This window comes from Rhizobium sp. FG96, from assembly GCF_057808655.1.
On sequence record NZ_JBMDIL010000002.1, the window covers coordinates 77,676 to 100,651 of the forward strand.

Below are 22,976 nucleotides of genomic sequence, written 5' to 3' on the forward strand. Positions count from 1 at the left end.
TGGTCTTACTGAGCCGCCGGGGCGAGCTCGGCGTGGAACTCCTCGCGATACGGCCGCGCCGTCTGCGGCAGTTCGCGCTTCAGGAAATAGTCCTCGTTTCGCAACTGGCGAAGAAAAGCCGGGATCATTTCCTTGTAGCCCGACCACATCGACGGGTTCGGCGCCGGAAGGTCGTGCTTGATCATCGCATGCAGCTGCGGCAGCGCATGGTACGGCACCATCGGGAACATGTGATGCTCGACGTGGTAGTTCATGTTCCAGTAGATGAAGCGGCTGATCGGGTTCATGTAGACCGTGCGGCTGTTCAGCCGGTGGTCGATGACGTTGTCGGCGAGGCCGCCATGCTGCAGCAGGCCGGTCATGACATGGTGCCAGGCGCCGTAGAGGCGCGGCGGGCCGATCAACATCAGCGGCAGGAACGAGCCCATATAGATCGCTAGCGCGATGGTCGCGACATAGATCGCCAGCCAGATGCGGGCGACGCGGATCGTCTTTGGCTGCTCCATCTCGGGAATGAAGGTCTTCTCGGCCTCGCTGACGACGCCGGAGGCGTTGCGCAGCATGTCGATCACAGCATAGCCGGCATCGAGGATGCCGAAGAAATTGAGGATCAGCCGGAAGAGGTCCGGCGGGCGCATGACGGCAATTTCCGGATCGCGGCCGACAATGACGGTGTCCGTGTGATGACGGGTATGGCTCCAGCGCCAGGTCACCGGGTTGCGCATGATCATGAAGCAGGCGATCTGATAGACGGCATCGTTCATCCAGCGCGTCTTGAAGGCCGTGCCGTGGCCGCATTCGTGCCAGCGGCTATCGGACGCCGAGCCGTAGAGAACACCATAGGCGAGGAAGAACGGAACGCAGATCCACGAACCCCAGAAATAGATACCGAGACCGGCGAAAACCAGCATGCTGCCGAGCCAGATGATCGTGTCGCGGATCGCAGGCGCATCCGAGCGCTGCATCAGCGCCTTCATCTCCTTGCGCGCTACGTCGGTGTGATACCATTGCGCTGCCGCAAGCCCGGTCTCAACCGCCCGGCGGCTGCTCTCCCCCAGCAGGCTGTAGTCGCGTTTCATCGTCTCGGTCATCTTTGCCTCCCGCCAATCCCTGGCTGATATGAAGGTTAAGTTGACTTTGCCCAGGGCTCAATGCAGTCTTGATATATTCTATCAAAAACCATCACACATGGCTTTCATCTGTGATGGATTATATCAGGAACCGTCATGCGCCGACCGACGATATCAGACCTTGCCCATGCGTCCGGCGTCAGTGTGGCGACTGTCGACCGCGTGCTCAACGGGCGCCACAAGGTTCGCGAGGAAACGGCGCGGCGTGTCTATGACGCGGCGCAATCGATCGGCTACCACGCTGTCGGCCTGATCCGGCAGCGCGTCTTCGAGGACCTGCCGCGCTATCAGCTGGCCTTCCTGCTGCAGAAGCCGACGCAATCCTTCTACCAGGCCTTTAGCCGCGAGATCGAGATCGCGGCAGCGGCCTGCACCACCGCGCGTCTGCAAATCCAGATCGATTATCCGGCGGCCTCCACGCCTGCCGCCATTACCGAGAAGCTCCGGACGCTGACGGCCCGCAACCAGGCGGTGGCCATGGTGGCCCCGGATTACCCCGCCGTCACGGCCGCGGTGGAAGATTTGAAGCTCAAGGGCATTCCGGTCTTCACCGTGCTTTCCGATTTCGCCGAGGGCGTGCGCGCCGGCTATCTCGGCCTCGATAACCGCAAGGTCGGCCGCTCAGCAGCCTGGACGATCGCTCGGACCGCCCCAAAGCCCGGCAAGGTCGCCTGCTTCGTCGGCAGTCATCGTTTTCTCGGTCACGAGCTTCGCGAGATAAGCTTCCGCTCGTATTTCCGCGAGGAGGCGCCGCAATTCAAGCTGCTGGAAACGTTGATCAATCTCGATACCGTCGAAATCACCCACGAGGCGACATCGACGCTGCTGCAGAAACATCCCGATCTTGTCGGCCTCTATGTCTGCGGCGGCGGCATGGAGGGGGCGATCGCGGCAATCCGCGAGGAAAAACGCACCGGAGAGATCGCGCTGATCGTCAACGAACTGGTGCCCGAAAGCAAGGAAGGGCTGATGGATGGCACCGTGACCATGGCGATCAGCACGCCCCTTCCCGCGCTCTGCCGGGAGCTGATCAACCAGATGACCTCTACCATCGCGAATGGTGATGCCGGGACTGCGGCCCAGACCTTCCTGCCATTCGATATCTATATTCCAGAGAATATCTAGAATGATGGAATTCCATCATTCTTCATGAAAATCTCTCACGGATGATAGGATGGACAGGTGTCTGCCTGCTGGCGCCTTTGCAATTTTCGGATAGAGATTCCCCGGGCTAGATTTGCGCTCCAGACCGGGGCGCCCTTGGGAGGACTTTTGAAATGACATCTGTTCGCTACGCGCTGAACCACATGGCAGCGCCCGCACTTGGGATTGACAGCTTCTTCGCGCTCGCAAAGTCGCTCGGCATCGACTCCGTCGAAATCCGCAACGACCTCAGCGGCAACGCGATCCTCGACGGCACCAAGCCGGCGGAGATCAAGGCGGCCGCCGAGCGCCATGGCGTGACGACTATCTCGATCAACGCCCTGCAGCGTTTCAACGAGTGGAACGAGACCCGCGCCGCCGAAGCCAAGGAACTGATCGACTACGCCGCCGCCTGCGGCGCCAAGGCGCTGGTGCTGGTTCCGAAGAACGACGGCACCGGCCGTGAAGACGGCGCACGCCAGGCCAATCTGCGCCAGTCGCTGATTGCCTTGAAGCCGATGCTTGACACTGCCGGCATCATCGGTCTGGTCGAGCCGCTCGGCTTCGAAATCTGCTCGCTGAGCTCCAAGACGGAAGCCGCCGATGCGATCCGCGAGCTGGGCGCCGAAAGCACCTTCAAGCTCGTCCACGACACGTTCCACCACCATCTCGCCGGCGAGGCCGCGATCTTCCCTGACATGACCGGCCTGATCCATATTTCGGGCGTCGATGACAAGGATGTTTCCGTTTCTGACATGCGCGACCCGCACCGCGTTCTGGTGACATCCGCTGACCGGCTCGACAATGCCGGCCAAGTGCGCGCGCTGCTTCAGGCCGGTTACAAGGGTCCCGCATCCTTCGAGCCATTCTCGACGGAAGTCCATGCGCTGAAGGATCCGGCAGCCGCGCTGCGCCAGAGCATGGATTACCTCTCTTCTGCGGTCTGAGCTATTCGCGGCCGCGGAAGCGGCGCTGATAGGCAGGATCGTAGAGCGAGCTCTCGCGGAAATCGCTGGCAGCAAGGGATGGACCGACGAAGATGATCGCGGTCCGTTCGATCGGTTCTGCCGCAACCTTCGCCTCGATATCGCCGAGCGTGCCGCGGACGATCCGCTCATCTGGCCACGAGGCCTTGACGACGATGGCGACAGGGCAATCGGCGCCGTAAAGCGGCGTCAGCTCGCTGACCACCTGGCCGAGCGCATGGATCGCCAGATGAATGGCGAGCGTCGAGCCGGTGGCTCCGAATTTCTCCAGCGTCTCTTCATTCGGCATCGGCGATGCACGGCCGGAAACGCGGGTCAGCACCAAGCTCTGCGCCACGACCGGGATCGTCAGCTCGCGCCCGAGCGCCGAGGCCGCAGCTGCAAAGGCCGGAACGCCGGGGGTCATGGTAAAATCGATGCCATGCTTTTCGAGGCGGCGGATCTGCTCGGCGACCGCGCTCCAGACCGAGAGATCGCCGGAATGCAGCCGCGCCACATCCTGACCGGCATTGGCGGCCTTCAGATATTCGGCTTCGATCTCATCGAGCGACATCGGCGCGGTATCGACGATGCGCGCGCCCGGCGGACAATATTGCAGAAGCTCCGGCGAGACGATCGAGCCGGCATAGAGGCAGACCGGGCATTTCGCGATCAAGTCGCGGCCGCGAACGGTGATGAGGTCGGCAGCGCCCGGGCCGGCGCCGATGAAATGTACGGTCATGTCAGATCCTTGATCCAGCGCCATTGCGTCACCGGCATTGCCGGGCGCCAGCCGCTCATCGTGCCGACGGGGGCGGCACGGGAAACTTCGAGGCGCGTCAGCGTTCCGCCGCGCTTCGCATATTCGGAAAGCAGCAGCGCTTCCATTTCCAGCGTCACGGCATTGGCAACGAGACGCCCGCCCGGCTTGAGCGCTGCAATCGCCGCCTCAAGCACGCCGGGCTCGCTGCCGCCACCGCCGATGAAGATCGCGTCCGGCTGCGCGAGATCGCGGAGCGCCGAGGGCGCGGTGCCTTCGACCAGCGCGAGGCTTGGCACACCGAGAGCGGTTGCATTGCGGGCGATGCGCGCGGCGCGCTCCGGCGATTGCTCGATGGCGATCGCCTTCAGCGAGGGATCGCAGAGCATCCATTCGATGCCGATGGAGCCGGAGCCTGCGCCGATATCCCACAGCAATTCGCCGTAGCGCGGCGAAAGCGCCGACAGCGTCAGAGCACGGATCTCGCGCTTGGTAATCTGCCCGTCATGTTCGAAGAACCCGTCGTCCAGGCCATTGGTGAAAGGCAGGATGCGGGCATTTTCATCAGCCACGACTTCGACTGTGCAGACATTGAGCGGATCGATAGCTCCGAGCGCGAACTCCGCCGCGAGCGCTGAGCGAACCGTCTCGCGATCACCGCCCAGCGCTTCCAGCACTGTCAGACGCGAACGGCCAAAACCGTAATTGGTCAGCAGCCTGGCGAGTTCCGCTGGTCCCTTCTGATCCGATGTCAGCGCAATGATGCGCCGCCCATCATGCAGATGCGGCATGATCAGTTCGATCGGACGCCCATGCAGCGATACCGTCGCAACATCCTGCAGCGGCCAGCCGAGGCGCGAGGAGGCGAGGCTGAAGGCCGAAGGGGCCGGAATCGTGCGCATCTCGTCCGCCGCGATCCGCCGCGAAAGCGTGGCGCCGACGCCATAGAGGAAGGGATCGCCGGAGGCGAGAACCACGACAGGCGTGCCGCGGCGGGAAACGATATCGTCCACCGACGTCTCGAACGGGCTTTGCCATATCCGCCGCTCGCCAGAAATGAGACGATCGAGCAGCGCATGATGCCGGGCGCCGCCGAACACGACCGGGGCCGAAGCAATCAGCCGGCTGGCCTCTTCGCCGAGACCGTCTGGACCATCTTCACCGATGCCGATAATGGTCAGCCAGGTTTTTTCGGATCGGGACGGCAGATCAGACATGGCAGAATTCCGCGTTCTGATACTGGGCGGCACGAGCGAGGCGCGCCAGCTGGCGGCCGCGCTGCGGAAGCGCTCCGACGCAGATATCCTGCTGTCGCTTGCCGGACGTACGGAAAAACCGTCCGAACAGCCGGTTTCCGTGAGGATTGGTGGTTTCGGCGGCGTCGAAGGACTTTCGCGTTTCCTTCGCGAAGGCGAATTTGACCTGCTCGTCGATGCCACGCATCCCTTTGCCGCCAGAATTTCCGCGAATGCCGCGGAGGCTGCAGAAATGACCGGCATTCGGTCCATCGCCTTGCGCCGCCCGCTCTGGAGCGAGGAACACGGCGACCGCTGGACGCATGCCGCGACCATTCCCGAAGCGATAGAGGCACTTGGAGCTGCGCCGCGCCGCGTCTTCCTGGCGACCGGCCGGCAGGAGGCGCATGCGGCAGAGGCGGCTCCGCAGCATTTCTATCTGGTCCGCAGTGTCGATCCCGTCACGCCGCCATTGAAGCTCGATCATGCCGTTTTCATTCTCGACCGCGGCCCCTTCGCGCTGGATGCCGAGCTGGCGCTCCTGCGGGACCATCGCATCGACGCCGTGATCGCCAAGAACAGCGGCGGCGACGCCACTTATGCTAAGATCGAAGCGGCGCGCATGCTCGGCATCGAAGTCTTCATGATCGGCCGCGCCGTGGCGCCCGCCATGAAAACGGTCGAGACTGTCGAGGACGCGCTGGCGGCGATCGATCACCTCGTCCCTCCGGCGATGAAACGCGGCGTATAGATCAGATCCGGCTTGCCATCCCGCGCCACGATCCGGGTTTCCGGCGAGCCGATGATGACACAGGTCGCCATATCCGCAACGGCAGCATCGGCCGTCTCCAGCGGCTGAACCGTAATGCGCTCATCCGGGCGTCCCGCGGCACGGCCGAAGATGACGGGCGTCGCGCCCGGCAATTCATTGCGCAAAAGCTCGAAGGCACGGCCGAGCTGCCAGGGGCGCGCCTTGCTGATCGGATTATAGAGCGCGATGACGAAACCCGCCTGCGCTGCAAGCGCCAGCCGCTTCTCGATCACATCCCAGGGCTTCAGATTGTCCGAAAGCGACATGGCGCAGAAATCGTGGCCCAGCGGCGCGCCGGTGCGCGCAGCAACCGCGAGCATCGCCGTGATGCCGGGCAACACGACGAGATCGACACCGCGCCATTCGGCCGGTCCTTTGTCGATCGCCTCGCAGATCGCCGCCGCCATGGCAAAGACGCCGGGATCGCCGCCCGAGACGACGCAGACGGTGCGTCCTTCGGCAGCCATCTTCAGCGCCGCATTGGCACGGTCCAGTTCCTCGCGATTATCGGAGGCATGACGGCTCTGATGTGGCTGGAAATCGATGCGGTCGAGATAGGGGCCGTAGCCGAAGAAATCGGTCGACGCGGAAACGGCGCGCGCCGCCTCCGGCGTCATCTGGTCGGGATTGCCCGGGCCGGTGCCGATGACATAGAGCGTACCGCTCATCGGCTGGCCTCCCAGCCGGGAACGAGCACCAGCGAGAAATAAGGCGCATCACCATCCGGCCGCTCGGCGAGCTTGATCATCGCCGCATTCGCCATCGTGCCGCGCTCGACATAGACGGCCTCCTTCAGGCGTCCGGCGCTTTCCAGCGCCCGGCGGATCTTCGGCAGATTGCGGCCGACTTTCATGATCACCGCCGCCTGCGTATCGGCCAGCCTGCGGGTCAGTTCAGCTTCCGCCATCGTGCCCGGCAACACGGAGAGCACGTCGTCCCCCTGGACGATCGGCATTCCCGCAACCGACCAGCAGCCGGACATGGCGCTGATGCCGGGGATGACCTCGGTCGGATAGCGATGCGCAAGACGGACATGCAGATGCATGTAGGAGCCGTAGAACATCGGATCGCCCTCGCTGAGGATAGCGACCGTCTTCCCGGCATCGAGGCGTTCGGCAACGGCAGCGGCCGAGGCATCGTAGAAAGCGGTGATCTGGCTCTGATAGGCCGTCTCGCCCTTATCGATCTCCGTCGTCACCGGATAATAGAGCGGCAGCAGCTCGGCGCGGTCAGAGATCAGATGCTGGACGATGGCGCGGCCATTGCCGCTCCGCCCCTGCTTGGCGAAGAAAGCGATGACATCGGCGCTCTCGATCGCCTTCGCTGCCTTGATGGTCAGAAGCTCAGGATCACCCGGCCCGGTGCCGACGCCGATCAGACGGCCTTGCGCGTTCATAGACCCGGCCTCGCAAGTGCATTGACCGCGGCCGCCGTCATCGCGCTACCGCCGAGGCGGCCGCGGACGATGGCATAGGGAACGCCGTAGGAATTTTCCGCCAGGGCATCCTTGGATTCCGCCGCGCCGACAAAGCCGACGGGCATGCCGAGGATCGCCGCAGGCTTGGGACCACCATCGCGCAGCAATTCGAGCAGATAGAAAAGAGCGGTCGGCGCATTGCCGATCGCCACGACGCTGCCGGCCAGCCGCTCGCGCCAGAGCTCGATTGCCGCCGCAGAGCGTGTATTGCCCTTCGCCTTGGCGAGCTCGGGCGTGCGCGGATCGCGCAGCGTGCAGATCACGTCATTTCCGGCCGGGAGCCGTGCGCGGGTGATGCCATGCGAGACCATCTCGGCATCGCAGAAAACAGGCGCGCCTGATTTCAGCGCCTCGCGCGCCGCCGTGACGACACCGGGAGCGAATTCGAAGTGAGCAGCAGCCTCGACGAGGCCGCAGGCATGGATCATGCGCACGGCGACATCGGCCTCTTCAGGCGAGAAGCGCGAAAGATCGGCTTCGCTGCGGATGATCGCAAAGGAGCGCTCGTAGATGGCGTCGCCTTCGCGGATGTAATCGTAGTCTGGCATCCCTAGTCCTGTCGCAGCGCTTTCGCGATCGTTGCGGCGCCAAGCCGTTTCAGACAGGCGGCCGCCGATTCACCAGCCTGACGCTGCGGTCCGGCAAGCTGGGCGAGCTTCTCTATAGCGGATTCGATCCCGCCGCCAGCAATCGTTGTGTCAGGCGCGTCACCTGCCTTGCCATCAAGCGAAAATCCGTAGCCATCGGCCGATCCGACGAGCGTCAGCGCCGCTGCCGGATGAGCGCAGCCCTTGGCGCAGCCGGAGAGATGGACGGTCAGCGAGCCGTCCAGCAATTCCGGCGCATGTTCGATAATCCGGGCGGCGAGCCGCCGCGTTTCATAGAAGCCCGACATGCAGAAGCCGGCACCGGCACAGGCGGCGATATTGGCTGCGGGGTCCTGCGGATCGGCGCTCAGGCCGTAACCGCCGGCGATCATCGTCAGGCGTTCCGCCTCCGCGTGAGAAAGGCCGGTGATCAGAAACTGGCGATCGGGCGCAAGCCGGATCTCCGCTGACGCATCGAGATTGGCAAGAAACGCGATCAGCTCGCTCGACTGCATCTGGCCGAATTGCGGGCGGAGACCAAGCGCAGCCTTTTGCGTGGAAAGCGTCAATGTGCCGGGTTGCGGCTCGGCAGAGGGCGAAAGCGCTAACTCGGCCAAGGGCTGCACGAATGCGGTTGCCAGTGCCTGATCATCAAGCTCCCTCGCCCGGCTGTGCTTGCCTCTGGCAATCAGCAGATCGAGAATTCGGCCAACGGCGGCAACGGCCTCTCCGGCATCGCCGCAGAAAAGCGGATGCGCGGTTTTCGCCGTCCCTGCGATCGCCACCATCCAGCGCGTGTCATCGACCGCCACGATGCGGATATCGGCGCTCATCTCATCAAGGCAAAAATGCCCGCGGCCATCGACGAGGATCGCAAGCTTCGGCGCCAGCAGCGGTGAGGAGAGCGTCTCGTGCAGGCGCTCGCGCAGCATCTGCTCGAAAGCGGATGGATCCGATACTTCGGCCGGATCGAGCCCATGCAGCGGCGAGAGCTCGATGGCCGGATTGGCCGGGACAATGATACCGGCAGCATCGATATCGGCCGCCAAGGCCTCGACGCTCTCTGCCCGCAAGCCACGGACCTGCAGATTGCCGCGCGCCGTGATCTCGACTATGCCGTTGCCATGCGCGGTCGCCGAGACGGCGAGCGACCGTAGCTGCGCCACAGTCAGCGCGCCACCGGCAGGGCGCAAGCGCACCAGCAATCCGTCGCCTGTCAGCATCGGTGCGGCGAGCGTCGGACAGGCGCCGCGGCGCAGGCCCGGTACGCAGTAATCGCCCGTCTCGATCTGTCTGTCAGTGGCCGCGGCCATGGCTGAACCTTTCATGCCCTGTCCTTACAGGATGACGGCACGCTCGGCAAAGGCGGCTATTCCTCGAAATCGCGGCCCTTGCGCAGCAGGTAGATATCCATGATCCAGCCATGCCGCTCGCGGGCTTCGGCCCGCATCTTCACGATGTCATCGGCGACGTCGTCGAGGCGGCCGGAATGGGTGATCTCGTCTTCGGTACCAAGATAGGCGCCCCAGAAGATCTCGGCATCGGGATCGTCTATCTTCGAAAAGGCCTGGATGCCATCGAGCATGACGACGGTGCTGTCGGCCTGCAGACCCGTCTCCGCGAGCCGCCGCCCGGTGGTGATCTCCACCGGCTTGCCGACGAGGTTGACCGGAATCCGGTGGCTCGCCGCCAATGCCTGGATGCTGGTAATCCCGGGAATGACCGATACTGAGAACTCGACCTTGTCACGAATGCGCTCGAGAATCCGCAGCGTGCTATCATAGAGGCTGGGATCGCCCCACACGAGGAACGCCGCCTTTTCATCCGGCTTCAATCCGGCGATCAGCCCGGCATAGGTCGCGGCGATTGCCGCGTGCCACTCGTCGACGCTCCCGGTGTAGCTCCGGCCCTCGATCTCGCGCTGGGGAACGGCGAATTCGATCGTCTTCGTCTTACCAGTGTCGAGGTAGCGCTCGTAGATCTCGCGGCGCACGCTCGCAAGCTCCTCCTTCTTCGCTCCCTTGGTGGGGATGAAGACGCAGTCCGCTCCCTTCATGGCGTTGATCGCCTGAATGGTGACATGATCGGGATTGCCGGTCCCGATGCCGATGACGAAGATTTCTCTCATTGCGGTCTCCCGCCTCAACGGATCAGCAGCGCCGTTCCGTAAAGCCCGAGCGCAAACACCGTATGGGCAATCAGGTTCATGGCGCGCACCTTGTTCGGGTTCGCCGTCTTCGATGCCGCCCAGCCGATGCCGAGGCCCGGCTGCAACAGGAACCAGCCGGCGCCGACGGTAACGATACCGAGAATCCAGGCCGGAATGAAGGTCGGCGCCGCCAGCCAGGGCTGCCCCATGATGAGCGCCAGCGCCAGGCCATAGACGATGCCGGTGACGTAATGGCTGATCCAGCCGAGCGCCAGCTCATGCTCGTAAGGTACGGCATTGCCGATGCTGTCGTGGAACACCTTGCCGTTCTTCAGATGATAGAACCAGCGCCCGACCGGCGCCCAGTTGGCCGGCGCCTGCCCGAAGAAGCGATTGAGAACGATCGCCCAGATGTCCATGAGAACAGTCGCGCCGATGCCGATCACGATGCCGCGCCAGAGAATATCGAACATGTGAGAATATCCAGATGTGAAACCCCTCACCGTCTTAATGGCGGCGGGGCTCCTCTGCAACAGAGCGAGACATCATTGCTGCGCCTAAACGATTGTTTGGGTGGGCCCCACCGAGCTCATGGGCTACTGACCAAATTGCCGCAGACGGCGATCGCCGATTGTGCAGCGCGAAAACGAGAATATAGTCATTTCAGAAATTTCTGAAATCACAGACATTACGGAAACAACCGTCATGAACCTTCCGCCGCTTGTCCAATCCTTCGTGCTGCATTTCGGTGAAATGGGCTCCCGTTGGGGCATCAACCGCACCGTCGGCCAGATCTACGCCCTGCTCTATGTCTCGCCGGAGCCGCTCTGCGCCGAGGAGATCGTCGATGCGCTCGGCATCTCGCGCTCGAACGTATCGATGAGCCTGCGCGAGCTGCAGGCCTGGAACCTCGTGCTGATGAAACACAAGCCGGACGACCGTCGCGACTTCTTTTCGACGCCCGACGACGTCTGGCTGATCCTGCGCACGCTCGCCGAGGAGCGGAAGAAGCGCGAGGTCGATCCGACCCTTTCGGTGCTGCGGGAAATCCTGATGCAGAAGCCTGCGAGCGAGCATGAGCAATATGCACAGCAGCGCATGGGCGAGATGCACGGGCTAATCGAACAGCTGACGCATTGGTATGAAGACGTAAAACAACTTGAAACCGAACGTCTCGCAACATTACTATCTCTGGGGGCAAAAGTTACGAAGCTTCTGGAAGCCAAGGACCGGGTGATTTCGCTCGGCCGCGGCCGCCGTCCTGCGAACAAGAGTTAGCGCTATGGGGAGTGCTTTCTTAGACGCGAATGACGAGCCAGAACCGGGCGCGCAAGGGCGCGGCCGTCGCAGAAGCCGCGTTGCCAAAAACAGGCCGGGATCCAAGGCTGCCGCGCTGCTGCAGACCGCGGGCGCCCTGTTCTTCATTCCGCAGGCCGCCCTCATCGCTCTTTCCGTCGGCCGTATCGCCAATGGCGGCGGGCTCAACGCCGTTTTCTGGCCTGCAATCTTCATCGTCATCCTCGGCATTGCCAAGAGCTGTCTCGAGGCGGCAGGCGGCCGCCTGGCGTTCAAGGTCGCCCGCGCCGAACTCAGCAAACGCCGCGCGGCCGCCGTCGGGGCCCTTGCGCGCCGCTCGCCTGTCGATCCCTCGCGGCCGGCCTCCGGCGAAGCGGCGAGCGTCATCGGCGAACAGGCCGAACTGATCGTGCCCTATATCGCCCGGTTCCAGCCCGCCCGCTTCAAGGCGACAGCTGTGCCTCTGGTGATGCTTGTCTGCATCTTTCCGATCTCCTGGATTGCTGCGCTGATCCTGCTGATCGCCATGCCGCTGATCCCGGTCTTCATGGCGCTGATCGGCTGGCGTGCCCAGGCCGCCAGTGAAAAGCAGCTGGCCGCGACCGGCGGGCTGAACGGCTTCCTGCTCGACCGTTTGCGCGGGTTGACGACGATCCGCGCGCTCGGTGCCGTCGATCAGACGGCAACGCGCCTGCGCGCCGATGCCGACGACCTGAAGAACCGGACGATGGCAGTCCTCAGGATCGCCTTCCTCTCCTCCGCCGTGCTCGAACTCTTTGCCGCGCTCGGCGTGGCCCTGCTCGCAGTCTATGTCGGCTTCAGCCTGCTCGGCGAAATCACTTTCGGCGCCTGGACCGGCGGCCTTGACCTGACGGCCGGCCTCTTCCTGCTCTTGCTTGCTCCGGCCTTTTTCGAGCCGCTGCGGGACCTCTCGTCTATCTGGCACGATCGCGCCAGCGGCGAAGCGGCGCTCCTGGCGCTGGATGGAATTGCAACCGGTGGCCTCGATATCGTCAAGGAAGCGGACGGCCGACAGACAGCGCGTTTCGATATCGAACTTGACGATGCCGGTTTCCGCTACGCCGCCGACAAGCCGCTGGCGATCGACGCGTTCAACTGTCGCATCATGCACGGCGAGCATGTGGCCCTGCTCGGCGCCAGCGGCAGCGGAAAGTCGACTTTGCTTACGCTGATCGCCGGGCTTGCTCCAGTTTCGGAAGGTGCTGTCCGCATCGGCGGTCTGCCGCTCGGCGAGGCCGGTAGCTGGCGCCGCCATGTCGCCTGGATCGGCCAGAAGCCGCATATCTTTGCGGGTTCGCTTACAGGCAACATCACGCTCGGCCGCGCAGGCACGATGGCGGATGACGCGCTCCACTCCGCCAGGCTCGACCAGGTTGCTGCCGCATATGGCAAGCGCCCGCTCGGCGAAGGCGGGCTCGGGCTTTCGGGCGGCGAGGCCTTGCGGCTCGCGATCGCTCGCGCTGCCTGCAACCCCGAAATCCGCATCATCCTGGCCGACGAGCCGACTGCGCATCTCGATGCCGCGACAGCCGCTGAGATCACCGACAGCCTGATCCATCTCGCCAAGGGCAAGACGCTTGTCGTCGCCACCCACGATCCGCGGCTTGCCGCCCGCATGCAGCGGGTGATCGCCATCGGCGCGGAAAATCTTCAGGAGGCTGCGGAATGAGCACGCGTTTCAGCGACCTCAAACCCGTCATCGCCGTGTTTCTTGCCGAGCGCCGCCGTGGCCTGCTGATCGGCGCGCTGATGTCGGCGCTGACGGTTCTGGCCGGTATCGCGCTTCTCGGCCTTTCCGGCTGGTTCATCACCGCCGCCTCGATTGCCGGTCTCTCCGTCGCCACCGCCGTCACCTTCGACGTTTTCGCACCGTCGGCCGGTATCCGCCTGCTGGCGATCGGGCGCACCTTCTCGCGTTACGGCGAGCGGATGACGACGCATGACGCGACGCTGTCGGTGCTTGCCGCTCTCCGCGAACGCCTGTTTCGCGGCTGGGCGAAGGGCGGCGCGGCGCGCCATCTCGCGGCCCGGCCTTCAAGTCTTCTGTTCCGGCTGACCGCTGACATCGATGCGCTCGACGGGCTCTATCTGCGCGTCCTCGTTCCTGCCGCCGTCGCAATCTGCGCCGCGATCGCGGCAAGCGTGGCGCTCGGCCTGATCCATCCGCTGCTTGGCGCCTCGACAGGGCTGCTCCTGCTGCTCGCCGGTCTCGGCATCCCCTATGCCGCCGGCCGCGCCGCTGCAAAATCCGCACGCCGCCGCATGCACGGCGTCGAGGCAGTCCGCGGCCGCGTCATCGATCTCGTCGCCGGCCAGACGGACCTGCTGATGGCCGGGCGCCTGCACGCCCAATGCGCCGCAATCGTCACCGCCGACACCTATACATCGGCAGCCCACGATCGTCTGAACCGCATCGAAACCGGCGTCGCGCTCGGCTTCGGCCTGACATCCTCGCTGCTTCTCGGGGGATCGCTGCTCGCGGTCGCTGCGCTGGCAGGCGCAGGCGCCATCGGGGCGCCGGTCGCAGCGCTCGGCATGCTGGTCGCCTTCGCCGCCATAGAACCTTTTGCTGCGCTGCGCCGCGGCGCCATCGAGCTTGGGCGCACGCTGATCGCGGCGCGCCGCGTCGGGGGACGTCTGACGGCTCCGGACCGGGTGACTGGACACGTCGCACCAGCACCCGGCATCGCCTTTGCGCTGACGGATGTTGCAGCCGCTCATGACGGCGCCGAGAGGCTTGCCATAAGTAAGCTATCGCTTACTTTAAAAGCTGATGAGAAGCTTGCTCTCATCGGCGCCAGCGGAGCCGGAAAGTCTTCATTCCTGGCACTGCTCGCAGGCGAGTTACGGCCGCAGAGCGGAACTGCCGCAATAACGGATTCGACGCTGCTGACGCAGCGCACCGAACTCTTTGCCGACAGCATCCGCGGCAATCTTCTGATCGCCGACCCTGCAGCGAGCGAGGAGCGCCTGCGCGACGCGCTCGATGCTGCCGGACTGCTGACTGCAATCGACGCCCTGCCGAAAGGGCTCGACACGAAACTCGGAGAAGGCGGGCTTGGCCTGTCTGGCGGGCAATCGCGCCGCCTGGCGCTTGCGCGGCTGTTTCTCCGCAACGCATCCCTCTGGCTGCTCGATGAGCCGACGGAGGGTCTGGATGGCGATACTGCCCGCGACGTCATGGACCGCCTTGCCGAACGGGCAGACGGCCGCGCCGTGGTCATCGCCAGCCACATCCGCCGCGAGGCGGCGATCGCCGATCTGCTCGCCGTGATCGAGGATGGACGCATCACAGACATCGCGCGCCGCGGAGAAGCGGCGTTCGAAAGGGCACTCGACCGGCTCCGGCCGGACTGAATTTTAACGACCGCAGACGCCAGCCGGCGCCGGTGGACTTCTTGATATCCCGTGGGACCGTGGGAGAAAGACAATGGAACTCGACATAGTCGCGCTATCGCGCTTTCAATTTGCGCTGACCGCGCTTTATCACTTTCTTTTTGTACCGCTGACGCTTGGTCTTTCCGTGCTGCTCGCCATTATGGAAACGACCTATGTCATGACCGGCCGCCAGATATGGCGGCAGATGACGAAGTTCTGGGGCACGCTGTTCGGCATCAATTTCGTGCTCGGCGTCGCCACCGGCATCGTCATGGAATTCCAGTTCGGCATGAACTGGAGCTATTACAGCTATTATGTCGGCGATATCTTCGGTGCGCCGCTCGCCATCGAAGGGCTGATGGCCTTCTTCCTGGAGGCAACCTTCGTCGGCCTGTTCTTCTTTGGCTGGGACAAGCTCTCCAAGGTCGGACACCTGGCCGCCACCTGGGCGGTGGCGCTAGGCTCGAATTTTTCGGCTCTCTGGATCCTGATCGCCAATGGCTGGATGCAGAACCCGGTCGGCTCGGCGCTCAATCCGCAGACCATGCGCATGGAGATCACCAGCTTCTTCGACGTGGTCTTCAACCCGGTCGCCCAGGCGAAGTTCGTCCACACGGTTTCGGCCGGCTATGTCTGCGCCTCGGTCTTCGTTCTCGGCGTCTCGGCCTGGTACCTGTTGAAGGGCCGGCATATCGAGATCGCGAAACGCTCGATGACGGTCGCCGCCTCGTTCGGCCTCGCGTCGTCGCTCTCCGTCGTCGTCCTCGGTGACGAAAGCGGCTATCTCGCCACTGAAAACCAGAAGATGAAGCTCGCCGCGATCGAAGCGATGTGGAAGACGGAACCGGCGCCCGCGCCTTTCACCGCTTTCGGCTTCCCGGATCAGGAAGCCCGCGAAACGCATTTCGCCGTCCACATCCCCTGGGCGATGGGCCTGATCGGTACGCGCTCGCTGACGACCGAAATTCCCGGCATCGACAAGCTGGAGAAGGAAGCCGAAGTCCGCATCCGCGACGGCATCAAGGCCTATGATGCGCTGACCAAAATCCGGGCGGTCCGCCCACCGGATCAGGTTCCCGCAGATGTCCAGGCCACCTTCGAGGACCTCGGCCACGATCTCGGCTATGCGCTGCTTCTGAAGCGCTATGTCGACGATCCGCGCCAGGCAACCGACGCGCAGATCGTCCAGGCGGCGCATGACACCATTCCGCATGTGCCGACGCTGTTCTGGTCGTTCCGCATCATGGTCGGCCTCGGCATGTTCTTCATCGTGCTGACGGCAACCTTCTTCTGGCTGTCGGCGCGCCGCCATCTCGACAAGTATCCGCTGCTGCTCAGGGTCGCCGTCTTCGCGATCCCGCTGCCGTGGGTGGCGATCGAGGTTGGCTGGATCGTTGCCGAGTTCGGCCGCCAGCCCTGGGTGATCGAAGGCGTGCTGCCGACGGCAGCGGCTGTCTCCAGCCTCGGCGCCAGCACCGTGCTGCTGACGATCATCGGCTTTGCGGCGCTCTATACGACGCTGATCATCATCGAGATGAGCCTGATGATCAAGGCGATCAAGAATGGCCCCGAGCCCGATGACGAGCCGGAAGCCGAGCTGATCTCCGAAACCCTCGTTCCCGCTGCGGAGTGATTGTCATGATCCTTCACGAACTTCTCGACTACGACACGCTGCGCGTCATCTGGTGGGTGCTGCTCGGCGTCCTGCTGATCGCTTTCGCCACCACCGGCGGCTTCGATCTCGGCGTCGGTACTCTCCTGCCCTTCGTTGCGAAAACCGATACCGAGCGGCGCGTCGCCATCAACAGCGTCGGCGCCACCTGGGAAGGCAACCAGGTCTGGCTGATCCTCGGCGGCGGCGCCATTTTCGCCGCCTGGCCGCCGCTCTACGCGGTCTCGTTCTCGGGCTTCTACCTGGCGATGTTCGCGACGCTGTTTGCGCTCATCCTGCGTCCCGTCGGCTTCAAGTACCGCTCCAAGCGGGAGAGCCCTCGCTGGCGCAACAACTGGGACTGGGCACTCTTCGTCGGCGGCTTCGTGCCCTCGCTGATCTTCGGCGTCGCCGTCGGCAACGTCCTGCAGGGTGTGCCCTTCCGCTTCGCCGACGATATGCGGATCTTCTACGAAGGCACCTTCTTCGGTCTCCTCAACCCCTATGCCCTGCTCTGCGGACTGCTGTCCGTCGCCATGCTGGTCATGCATGGCGCGGCCTGGCTGATCCTGAAGACCGAAGGCCCGGTTGCCGAACGCGCCCGGCACTATGGCAGCCTTGCCGCCTTTGCCGCGATCCTGCTCTTTGCGCTCGGCGGCATCTTCCTCGCCGCCGGCGTCGATGGATACCGCATCACCAGCGAGATCAACACGGTCGGTCCGTCCAATCCGCTGTTCAAGACGGCGGAACATGCCGGCACCTGGTTTGCCAATTACGGCACCTATCCGTGGCTACTGATCGCACCGGCGCTCGGCTTCATCGGTGCCGCGCTGGCGCTGCTCAGCATGCGGGCGAAGCTTGAGGTGACGACACTGCTGTTCAGCAAGCTGTCGATCTTCGGCATCATCTCGACGGTCGGCGTCTCGATGTTCCCGTTCATCCTGCCGTCCTCGCTCGATCCGCGGGCGAGCCTCACGGTCTGGGATGCCTCGTCGAGCCATATGACGCTGTTCATCATGCTCGTCGTCTCGGCGATCTTCCTGCCGCTGATCTTTCTCTACACCGCCTGGGTCTACAAGGTTCTGTGGGGCAAGGTGGACGAGAAGGCCATCACCGACAAAAGCGGCCACGCCTATTAAAGGAGAAAGACGATGTGGTATTTCGCATGGATCCTCGGCCTGCCGCTCGCAGCCGCCTTCGCCGTTCTCAACGCCATGTGGTACGAGCTGATGGACGACGAAGCCAAGAAGAAGAAATCCTGAGCTTCATGAGTTGAGACGATACCGGGCGGAGCACCGCCGCCCGGTATCCGCAAATCTGGCACAAGCCTTGCTTCGTATTATTCAGGCGGAATATGCCCGCCGGTAGAAGAGGGGTAGCATGGTGTCAGTCACGGATATGATCGGTGCAACGTGGCGTCTTGAAGATGCGATCCGGGAAGTGATCGCGGAAAACCTGATTTTCTCCAACAATTCCAATCCGATGAAGAACAAGGCGCGCATGCTGCCGCATCTTCTCGTGCAGAAATATCCGCAGCTCTCGGATATCGAGCATGAGCTGCGTGGCGTCTTCGAGACCTGCCGCATCGCAATTGACCATAAATCCATCAGTCCTGTCGTTGCGAAGGCAGCCATCGCGATCGCCGATGAGTATCGCGAGCTGATCATCAAGCTCAAACATTAGGCGATGGTCTCCCCGCGCGTTTCCGGCGTGGGACTGCCAGGACACACATCCGGGACATTTGCGTGGACCGGGGTGATTGCCGGTTGACGTAACGTTTTGCGGGCTCTAGTCCGGCTTCCGAACATCGGGGGACGTTTCATGGAAATCTTTACTGCCGCGGGGCTGACTGCGCTTTTGCAGGTCATCGCGATCGATCTTGTTCTTGCCGGCGATAACGCCGTCGTCATCGGCCTTGCCGCCGCCGGCCTCCCGGCCGATCAGCGCAAGAAGGCCATTCTGGTCGGTATTCTGGCCGCCACCGTTCTGCGCATCATCTTCGCGTCGATCACTGTCCAGCTGCTCGCCATCGTCGGCCTGCTGCTCGCCGGTGGCCTGCTGCTTCTCTGGGTCTGCTGGAAGATGTGGCGCGAGCTGCGCGCCCAGCATGGCGCGGAAGGCGAGGAAGCGCTCGACGGCGCCGAGGGCAAGCCGAGGAAGACCTTCTGGCAGGCCGCCAGCCAGATCGTCATTGCCGACGTCTCGATGTCGCTCGACAACGTTCTGGCGGTTGCCGGTGCGGCCCGCGAACACCCGACCGTCCTCGTTGCCGGTCTGGCACTGTCGATCGCCATGATGGGTATCGCCGCAAACTTCATCGCGCGCCTGCTGAACAAGCACCGCTGGATCGCCTATGTCGGTCTGGCGATCATTCTCTACGTCGCGCTCGACATGATGTATCGCGGCACGCTCGAAGTCTGGCCGTATCTGGCTGGCTGATAGCCTTCTCAGGCAAGAAACAGGGCGGACCGGCGAAAGCCGGGCCGCCCTTTACTTTTCCCAGTAGCTGCCGACCCGCATGCACTGCCGGTCATATTGCAGCTCGTCCTTCAGATATTCGCGGATCGCCACGGCCTCCGCCTTCTCGCAGCCGACCCAGATAAAGGTCGGTGCGCCGCATTGCGGTGCCAGTTCATGGATCATCCGCTGCAGCCTGCCCGTCGTGCCGGCGGCCGCACCGTTGCGATGCAGCCAGACAGTCTCGACCTGGGCGGCGGACGAAACCGCCTGCTCTTCGGCAGCGCTATCCACCTCGCCGAAGAAGCGGATCCTGGCTCCGGCAGGCGCCGCCTCGATGATCCGCAGCATGGCCGGCAGGGCCGTCTCGTCTCCGGCCAGGATGAGGTCGGCAGCCTCCGGCATCCAGCCGCCGCCCGGTCCCATGATGCCGATCAGATCGCCTGCGGCAGCCGTCGCGCCGAAGGTGGCACCCGGCATTGTCTCGCCCTCATGCAGCACGAAGTCGATATCGACTTCGTCACGCTCTGCATCGACATTGCGGATCGTATAGATGCGCACGGCGGTGATCGTCTCGTCAGGCCACTGGATGCGGCCATCGTCGCCAACCGTCGGCCAGACCGGTGCCTCGCCATTCTGCGGCAGCACCAGACGGACATGCAGGCCGCCCTTCTCGAAGTCCTGCACATCGGGGCAGGTGAAGGTGACGCGGCGCATATGCGGGGTGATGTTGCGGCCGCCTGTCACGGTCGCGAGACGCATATTGCCAGGCAGCGCCGGCTTCGGCTTCTCCGACCAGGTGAGCTCGAACTTCTCCTCACCGGCGAAGTGGAAGAGATGCTCGGCAAGCACGGTGCGGATCATCGTCAGCTCGTCCTCGCTGTTCGAGGCAAGTTCGATGGCGAGCTTGCCCTCAGCGATGCGGATATCGGCGGCGCCGATCTCATGCTCAAGATGCACGGTTTCGCCAACGCGGGTTACCGATGCGTGCTCGGCGAAATGTTCGGCGATCTCCTCCAGCATCCGCTTCGCGCCCGTCGGAATGGCCGTGCCCGAAAGCCTGAACTGCGCCGTCATGCCGCTTCCTTCCGCGTCAGGAGCCAGATGAGGTAGGGACCGCCGATCAGCGCCGCGAAGAGGCCGACCGGAACCTGATAGGGATAGATCACCACGCGCGACAGCCAATCGGCCGAAACGAGCACGCCGGCGCCGATCAGGATGCTGGCGGCGAGCTGCTGGCCAGGCCGGTGGAAACCGCTGAGCCGCGCCAGATGCGGCGCGATCAATCCGGTCAGGCTGAGCGGTCCAACGAGGAAGGAGGCGACCGCCGTCATCAACGCGGCGATGGTCGCCAGTGCCAGACGGCTGGCGCCGACCGGCAGGCCGAGGCTGCGCGCCGACGGGCCGCCAAGCGGCAGGATGGTGAGCCAGCGGCTGAGGAAGGGCAGCGGCGCGGCCAGCACCGCAAGCGAGATGACAGCCGTCCAGGCCTCGAAACTGCCCGCCCTATTGGTGGAGCCCGAGAGCCAGGTGAGCAGCACGTAGCCGCGCATATCGCCCTGCGCCAAGACCATCGTGACGATCGCCATCGAGAAGGCGCCGATGGCGATACCGGCGAGCAACAGCCGCTCTGGCGCGAACTGGGCGCGGGCAGCAATGGCGATCATGATGAGAAACGCGACAAGCGCGCCGATCGCCATCGAGGCCAGCATGACGAAGGGCGGCGGGAAGCCGAAGATGAACAGCGCAACCGTCAAGCCCGCGCCGCCGCCGGTGCTGACGCCGAGCACTTCCGGGCTGGCGATCGGATTGCCGGTGACCCGCTGCATGATGAAGCCCGCAGCCGCCAGCATTGCGCCTGCGCCCGCAGCAACGATGGTGCGCGGCAGGCGCAACGGCAGGAGATCGCTGAACAGTGCGCCGGTCGCGATATGCCAGCCGTCATTGGCAGGCGCCGTCGTCAGCACCAGTGCGACGACCAGCGCGAGGGCGACGAGGAGCATCAGGAAGACGCGGGCTGGGCTGTGGAGCCGCTTGATCGCCGATGTGGTCTGCGCCGTGACGGCGGCAAAGGAATGCACGCGCGGCAGAAGATAAAGAAGCAGCGGACCACCGAGCAGCGCCGTTGCCGCTCCCGCAGGTGCGATATCGGTAAAGCCGGGGCCGAGCAGCTGTGTCAGGCAATCGGTGAAGAACAACAGTGCGGCGCCGGTCAGCGGTGCGGCGATGACCAGCTGCCTTGTCGTGCGGGCTCCGGCGAAACGGGCGATCGCCGGGGCGGCGAGGCCGAGAAAGCCGATGATGCCGACATTGGCGGTGACCGAGGCCGAGAGCCAGACGGCAAGCAGTAATACCGCAAACCGGGTCGCATGCAGCGCGACGCCGAGGCTTTTTGCGCCCGCATCGTCAAGCGAGAGAACCTGCAGCGGCCGCAGCAGCAGAACGGCGGCGGCGAAGCCCGCGAGCAGCCGCGGTGCAAGCGAGAGAACGCCGCTCCAATCCTGCTGGCTGAGCGAACCCGCGCCCCAGATATAGATCGACATCGCGTATTCGCCGCGGGCAAGGATGATCGTGACGCTGAGCGCCGAGGCGATCAATGTCACGATCATGCCCGACAGGGCAACCGTCACCGGATCGAGGCTGCGCCGCCAGCTCAATCCCAACACGATCGCCACTGCAACCAGTCCGCCGGCGAAGGCGATGAATTCACGCGAAAGCCCGAGCAGCAGCGGCGAGAAGCTCAGGCCGATGCTCATCGCAAGCTGCGCGCCCGAGGCAATGCCGAGTGTCGAGGCATCGGCGATCGGATTGCGCAGCACGCGCTGCAGGAGAAAGCCGGAAAGGCCGAGCGCGGCACCGGCGATCAGCGAAAGCGCGGCGCGCGGCATCATGCTCTGCCAGAGGAGGGCCGCGTCGAGCACCGCCTCGCTGGCCGGCAGCCGCGGCCGGAACGCCAAGAGCAGTGCAAAGATCAGCGCGCAGGCACAGACCGAGACGGCAATGCTCAGCTGCGGCTTGCCCCAGCGGCTTGCCGGTTTGCGGCTAACCATTCCATGCATCGGTCAGCCCTTTCGCAAGCAGATCGGCAAAGCGCGATGCGGCAGGCAAGGCGCCATAGGGATTGATGGAGCCGATGGTCAGCACGCGCTTTTCCCTGACGGCCGGCAGCGCCTGCCAGAAGGCGCCGTTCTGCAGCGCGACCAGCGCATCCGGCGGATGCGGCGGAATGAAAACGATCCAGGCATCCGGCATCGAGGCCAGCGTCTCGATGCCGATCGGCGCCATGGCCGTGTAACTGGTCTTGCCTTCCCAGGCATTCTTCAGGCCGGTGCGCGCCAGAACCTCGCCAAACATGCTGTCGCTGCCGAACACGCGGTAGTGACGGGCATCGCCGAGATTGATCGGCAGGATCGTCCGGCCATCGCCCACCGAAAGAACGGTCCGGTAGCGATCAAGCCGTGCCGAGAGATCGTCCGCATAGCGCTTGCCGCTCGCAAGCCCGAGCTCGTCCGCTATCGCGAGCGTCACGTCTTGGGCGCGCTGGAAGGGGCTGTCGCCCATGCGGTAGATCGACTGGCTCTTGACCGGCGCAATGCGGCTCATCGGGCCGTCGGCCCAGCCGTAAAAATTCGAATTGAAGATCAGGTCGGGTCTGGCGAAGCGCAGCACCTCGAAATTCGGCGTGCCGCGCAGACCGAGATCGGCGACACTCTCTGGAACGGTGGGCTCGACGGCGATCTTGCGGAAGCCGACCAGCTCGGTGCCCGCCACCACATCGGCGCCGAGCGCCAGCAGCGTTTCGAGCAGCGCCCAATCAAGCGTTGCGACGCGCGGTGACGCAGCCGCCCTCGATAGGGACGGCGCCGCAAGGGCAGCAGCCATGGCGAGAAGGCCGCGGCGGGTGAATGTCGGTGCC

At 64.1% G+C, this 22,976-nt stretch carries 23 protein-coding genes; 11 read left to right on the forward strand and 12 right to left on the reverse strand.

Annotated features, from left to right (window positions below; translation table 11 throughout):
* Positions 1-5 precede the first annotated feature (5 nt).
* Complete coding sequence (locus ACODR6_RS03645; RefSeq protein WP_489020826.1) at positions 6-1,091, reverse strand: fatty acid desaturase family protein; 1,086 nt, start codon at positions 1,089-1,091, stop codon at positions 6-8.
* Positions 1,092-1,226: 135 nt separating this feature from the next.
* On the opposite strand from ACODR6_RS03645, the gene ACODR6_RS03650 reads away from it, so the two are divergent.
* Positions 1,227-2,255 (forward strand): LacI family DNA-binding transcriptional regulator, encoded by a 1,029-nt coding sequence (locus tag ACODR6_RS03650; RefSeq protein WP_489020828.1) that lies wholly within the window; start codon positions 1,227-1,229, stop codon positions 2,253-2,255.
* A 152-nt stretch (positions 2,256-2,407) separates the two neighbouring features.
* The gene (locus tag ACODR6_RS03655; RefSeq protein WP_489020830.1) at positions 2,408-3,220 is read left to right on the forward strand and encodes a TIM barrel protein; all 813 of its coding nucleotides are present in this window, start codon (positions 2,408-2,410) and stop codon (positions 3,218-3,220) included.
* 1 nt (position 3,221) lies between these two features.
* Here the strand turns inward: ACODR6_RS03655 and cobM are convergent, their stop codons facing one another.
* Both cobM and cbiE read right to left on the reverse strand, forming a co-directional pair.
* Positions 3,222-3,980 (reverse strand): precorrin-4 C(11)-methyltransferase, encoded by a 759-nt coding sequence (gene cobM, locus ACODR6_RS03660; protein WP_489020832.1) that lies wholly within the window; start codon positions 3,978-3,980, stop codon positions 3,222-3,224.
* On the reverse strand, positions 3,977-5,215 hold the full coding sequence (cbiE, locus tag ACODR6_RS03665; protein ID WP_489020834.1) for a precorrin-6y C5,15-methyltransferase (decarboxylating) subunit CbiE: 1,239 nt from the start codon (positions 5,213-5,215) through the stop codon (positions 3,977-3,979). The genes cobM and cbiE overlap by 4 nt, the downstream gene beginning before the upstream one ends.
* On the opposite strand from cbiE, the gene ACODR6_RS03670 reads away from it, so the two are divergent.
* Positions 5,214-5,984 carry a cobalt-precorrin-6A reductase gene (locus ACODR6_RS03670; protein ID WP_489020836.1) on the forward strand — a complete coding sequence of 257 codons (771 nt, stop codon included), beginning with the start codon at positions 5,214-5,216 and terminating at the stop codon, positions 5,982-5,984. The two genes, cbiE and ACODR6_RS03670, sit on opposite strands and share 2 nt — an antisense overlap.
* On the opposite strand, the gene ACODR6_RS03675 is transcribed toward ACODR6_RS03670, so the two are convergent.
* From ACODR6_RS03675 to ACODR6_RS03700, 6 genes are read right to left on the reverse strand one after another with little or no spacing between them, the layout of a single operon-like run.
* Positions 5,948-6,712 carry a precorrin-3B C(17)-methyltransferase gene (locus ACODR6_RS03675; protein WP_489020838.1) on the reverse strand — a complete coding sequence of 255 codons (765 nt, stop codon included), beginning with the start codon at positions 6,710-6,712 and terminating at the stop codon, positions 5,948-5,950. The two genes, ACODR6_RS03670 and ACODR6_RS03675, sit on opposite strands and share 37 nt — an antisense overlap.
* Entirely contained in the window at positions 6,709-7,440 is a 732-nt protein-coding gene (locus tag ACODR6_RS03680) for a precorrin-2 C(20)-methyltransferase (protein WP_489020840.1), read from the reverse strand. The genes ACODR6_RS03675 and ACODR6_RS03680 overlap by 4 nt, the downstream gene beginning before the upstream one ends.
* Positions 7,437-8,069: a precorrin-8X methylmutase gene (locus ACODR6_RS03685; protein ID WP_489020842.1), complete on the reverse strand. Its 633-nt coding sequence runs from the start codon at positions 8,067-8,069 to the stop codon at positions 7,437-7,439. Before ACODR6_RS03685 ends, ACODR6_RS03680 begins: the two co-directional genes overlap by 4 nt.
* 2 nt (positions 8,070-8,071) lie before the next feature.
* On the reverse strand, positions 8,072-9,436 hold the full coding sequence (cobG, locus tag ACODR6_RS03690) for a precorrin-3B synthase (RefSeq protein ID WP_489020844.1): 1,365 nt from the start codon (positions 9,434-9,436) through the stop codon (positions 8,072-8,074).
* A gap of 41 nt (positions 9,437-9,477) precedes the next feature.
* Positions 9,478-10,236 (reverse strand): precorrin-6A synthase (deacetylating), encoded by a 759-nt coding sequence (cobF, locus tag ACODR6_RS03695; RefSeq protein WP_489020846.1) that lies wholly within the window; start codon positions 10,234-10,236, stop codon positions 9,478-9,480.
* Positions 10,237-10,250: 14 nt separating this feature from the next.
* Positions 10,251-10,730 (reverse strand): DUF2938 domain-containing protein, encoded by a 480-nt coding sequence (locus ACODR6_RS03700; RefSeq protein WP_489020848.1) that lies wholly within the window; start codon positions 10,728-10,730, stop codon positions 10,251-10,253.
* Positions 10,731-10,962: 232 nt separating this feature from the next.
* Here ACODR6_RS03700 and ACODR6_RS03705 point away from each other — a divergent pair, with 232 nt between their 5' ends.
* The 8 genes from ACODR6_RS03705 (at position 10,963) to ACODR6_RS03740 (ending at position 19,042) form a co-directional block, all read left to right on the forward strand.
* On the forward strand, positions 10,963-11,535 hold the full coding sequence (locus ACODR6_RS03705; protein WP_130280189.1) for a GbsR/MarR family transcriptional regulator: 573 nt from the start codon (positions 10,963-10,965) through the stop codon (positions 11,533-11,535).
* A gap of 4 nt (positions 11,536-11,539) precedes the next feature.
* Positions 11,540-13,243 (forward strand): thiol reductant ABC exporter subunit CydD, encoded by a 1,704-nt coding sequence (gene cydD / locus ACODR6_RS03710; RefSeq protein WP_489020850.1) that lies wholly within the window; start codon positions 11,540-11,542, stop codon positions 13,241-13,243.
* Positions 13,240-14,931, forward strand: coding sequence for an amino acid ABC transporter ATP-binding/permease protein (locus tag ACODR6_RS03715; protein WP_489020852.1), 1,692 nt, complete (start codon positions 13,240-13,242; stop codon positions 14,929-14,931). The genes cydD and ACODR6_RS03715 overlap by 4 nt, the downstream gene beginning before the upstream one ends.
* 73 nt (positions 14,932-15,004) lie before the next feature.
* The gene (locus tag ACODR6_RS03720) at positions 15,005-16,585 is read left to right on the forward strand and encodes a cytochrome ubiquinol oxidase subunit I (protein ID WP_489020854.1); all 1,581 of its coding nucleotides are present in this window, start codon (positions 15,005-15,007) and stop codon (positions 16,583-16,585) included.
* Between the two features lie 5 nt (positions 16,586-16,590).
* Positions 16,591-17,742 (forward strand): cytochrome d ubiquinol oxidase subunit II, encoded by a 1,152-nt coding sequence (cydB, locus tag ACODR6_RS03725; RefSeq protein ID WP_203430174.1) that lies wholly within the window; start codon positions 16,591-16,593, stop codon positions 17,740-17,742.
* Positions 17,743-17,754: 12 nt separating this feature from the next.
* Complete coding sequence (gene cydX, locus ACODR6_RS03730; RefSeq protein WP_112388881.1) at positions 17,755-17,865, forward strand: cytochrome bd-I oxidase subunit CydX; 111 nt, start codon at positions 17,755-17,757, stop codon at positions 17,863-17,865.
* A 118-nt stretch (positions 17,866-17,983) separates the two neighbouring features.
* Positions 17,984-18,286 (forward strand): hypothetical protein, encoded by a 303-nt coding sequence (locus ACODR6_RS03735; RefSeq protein WP_130280201.1) that lies wholly within the window; start codon positions 17,984-17,986, stop codon positions 18,284-18,286.
* Positions 18,287-18,424: 138 nt separating this feature from the next.
* Positions 18,425-19,042, forward strand: coding sequence for a TerC family protein (locus ACODR6_RS03740; RefSeq protein ID WP_112712605.1), 618 nt, complete (start codon positions 18,425-18,427; stop codon positions 19,040-19,042).
* Between the two features lie 51 nt (positions 19,043-19,093).
* On the opposite strand, the gene ACODR6_RS03745 is transcribed toward ACODR6_RS03740, so the two are convergent.
* From ACODR6_RS03745 to ACODR6_RS03755, 3 genes are read right to left on the reverse strand one after another with little or no spacing between them, the layout of a single operon-like run.
* A complete protein-coding gene (locus ACODR6_RS03745; protein ID WP_489020857.1) occupies positions 19,094-20,137 on the reverse strand; it encodes a DUF2218 domain-containing protein in 1,044 nt (347 codons plus the stop codon).
* The gene (gene fhuB / locus ACODR6_RS03750) at positions 20,134-22,110 is read right to left on the reverse strand and encodes a Fe(3+)-hydroxamate ABC transporter permease FhuB (protein WP_489021521.1); all 1,977 of its coding nucleotides are present in this window, start codon (positions 22,108-22,110) and stop codon (positions 20,134-20,136) included. The genes ACODR6_RS03745 and fhuB overlap by 4 nt, the downstream gene beginning before the upstream one ends.
* Positions 22,103-22,942, reverse strand: a complete 840-nt coding sequence (locus ACODR6_RS03755) for an ABC transporter substrate-binding protein (protein WP_199625887.1) — start codon at positions 22,940-22,942, stop codon at positions 22,103-22,105. Before ACODR6_RS03755 ends, fhuB begins: the two co-directional genes overlap by 8 nt.
* Between the last annotated feature and the right edge of the window lie 34 nt (positions 22,943-22,976).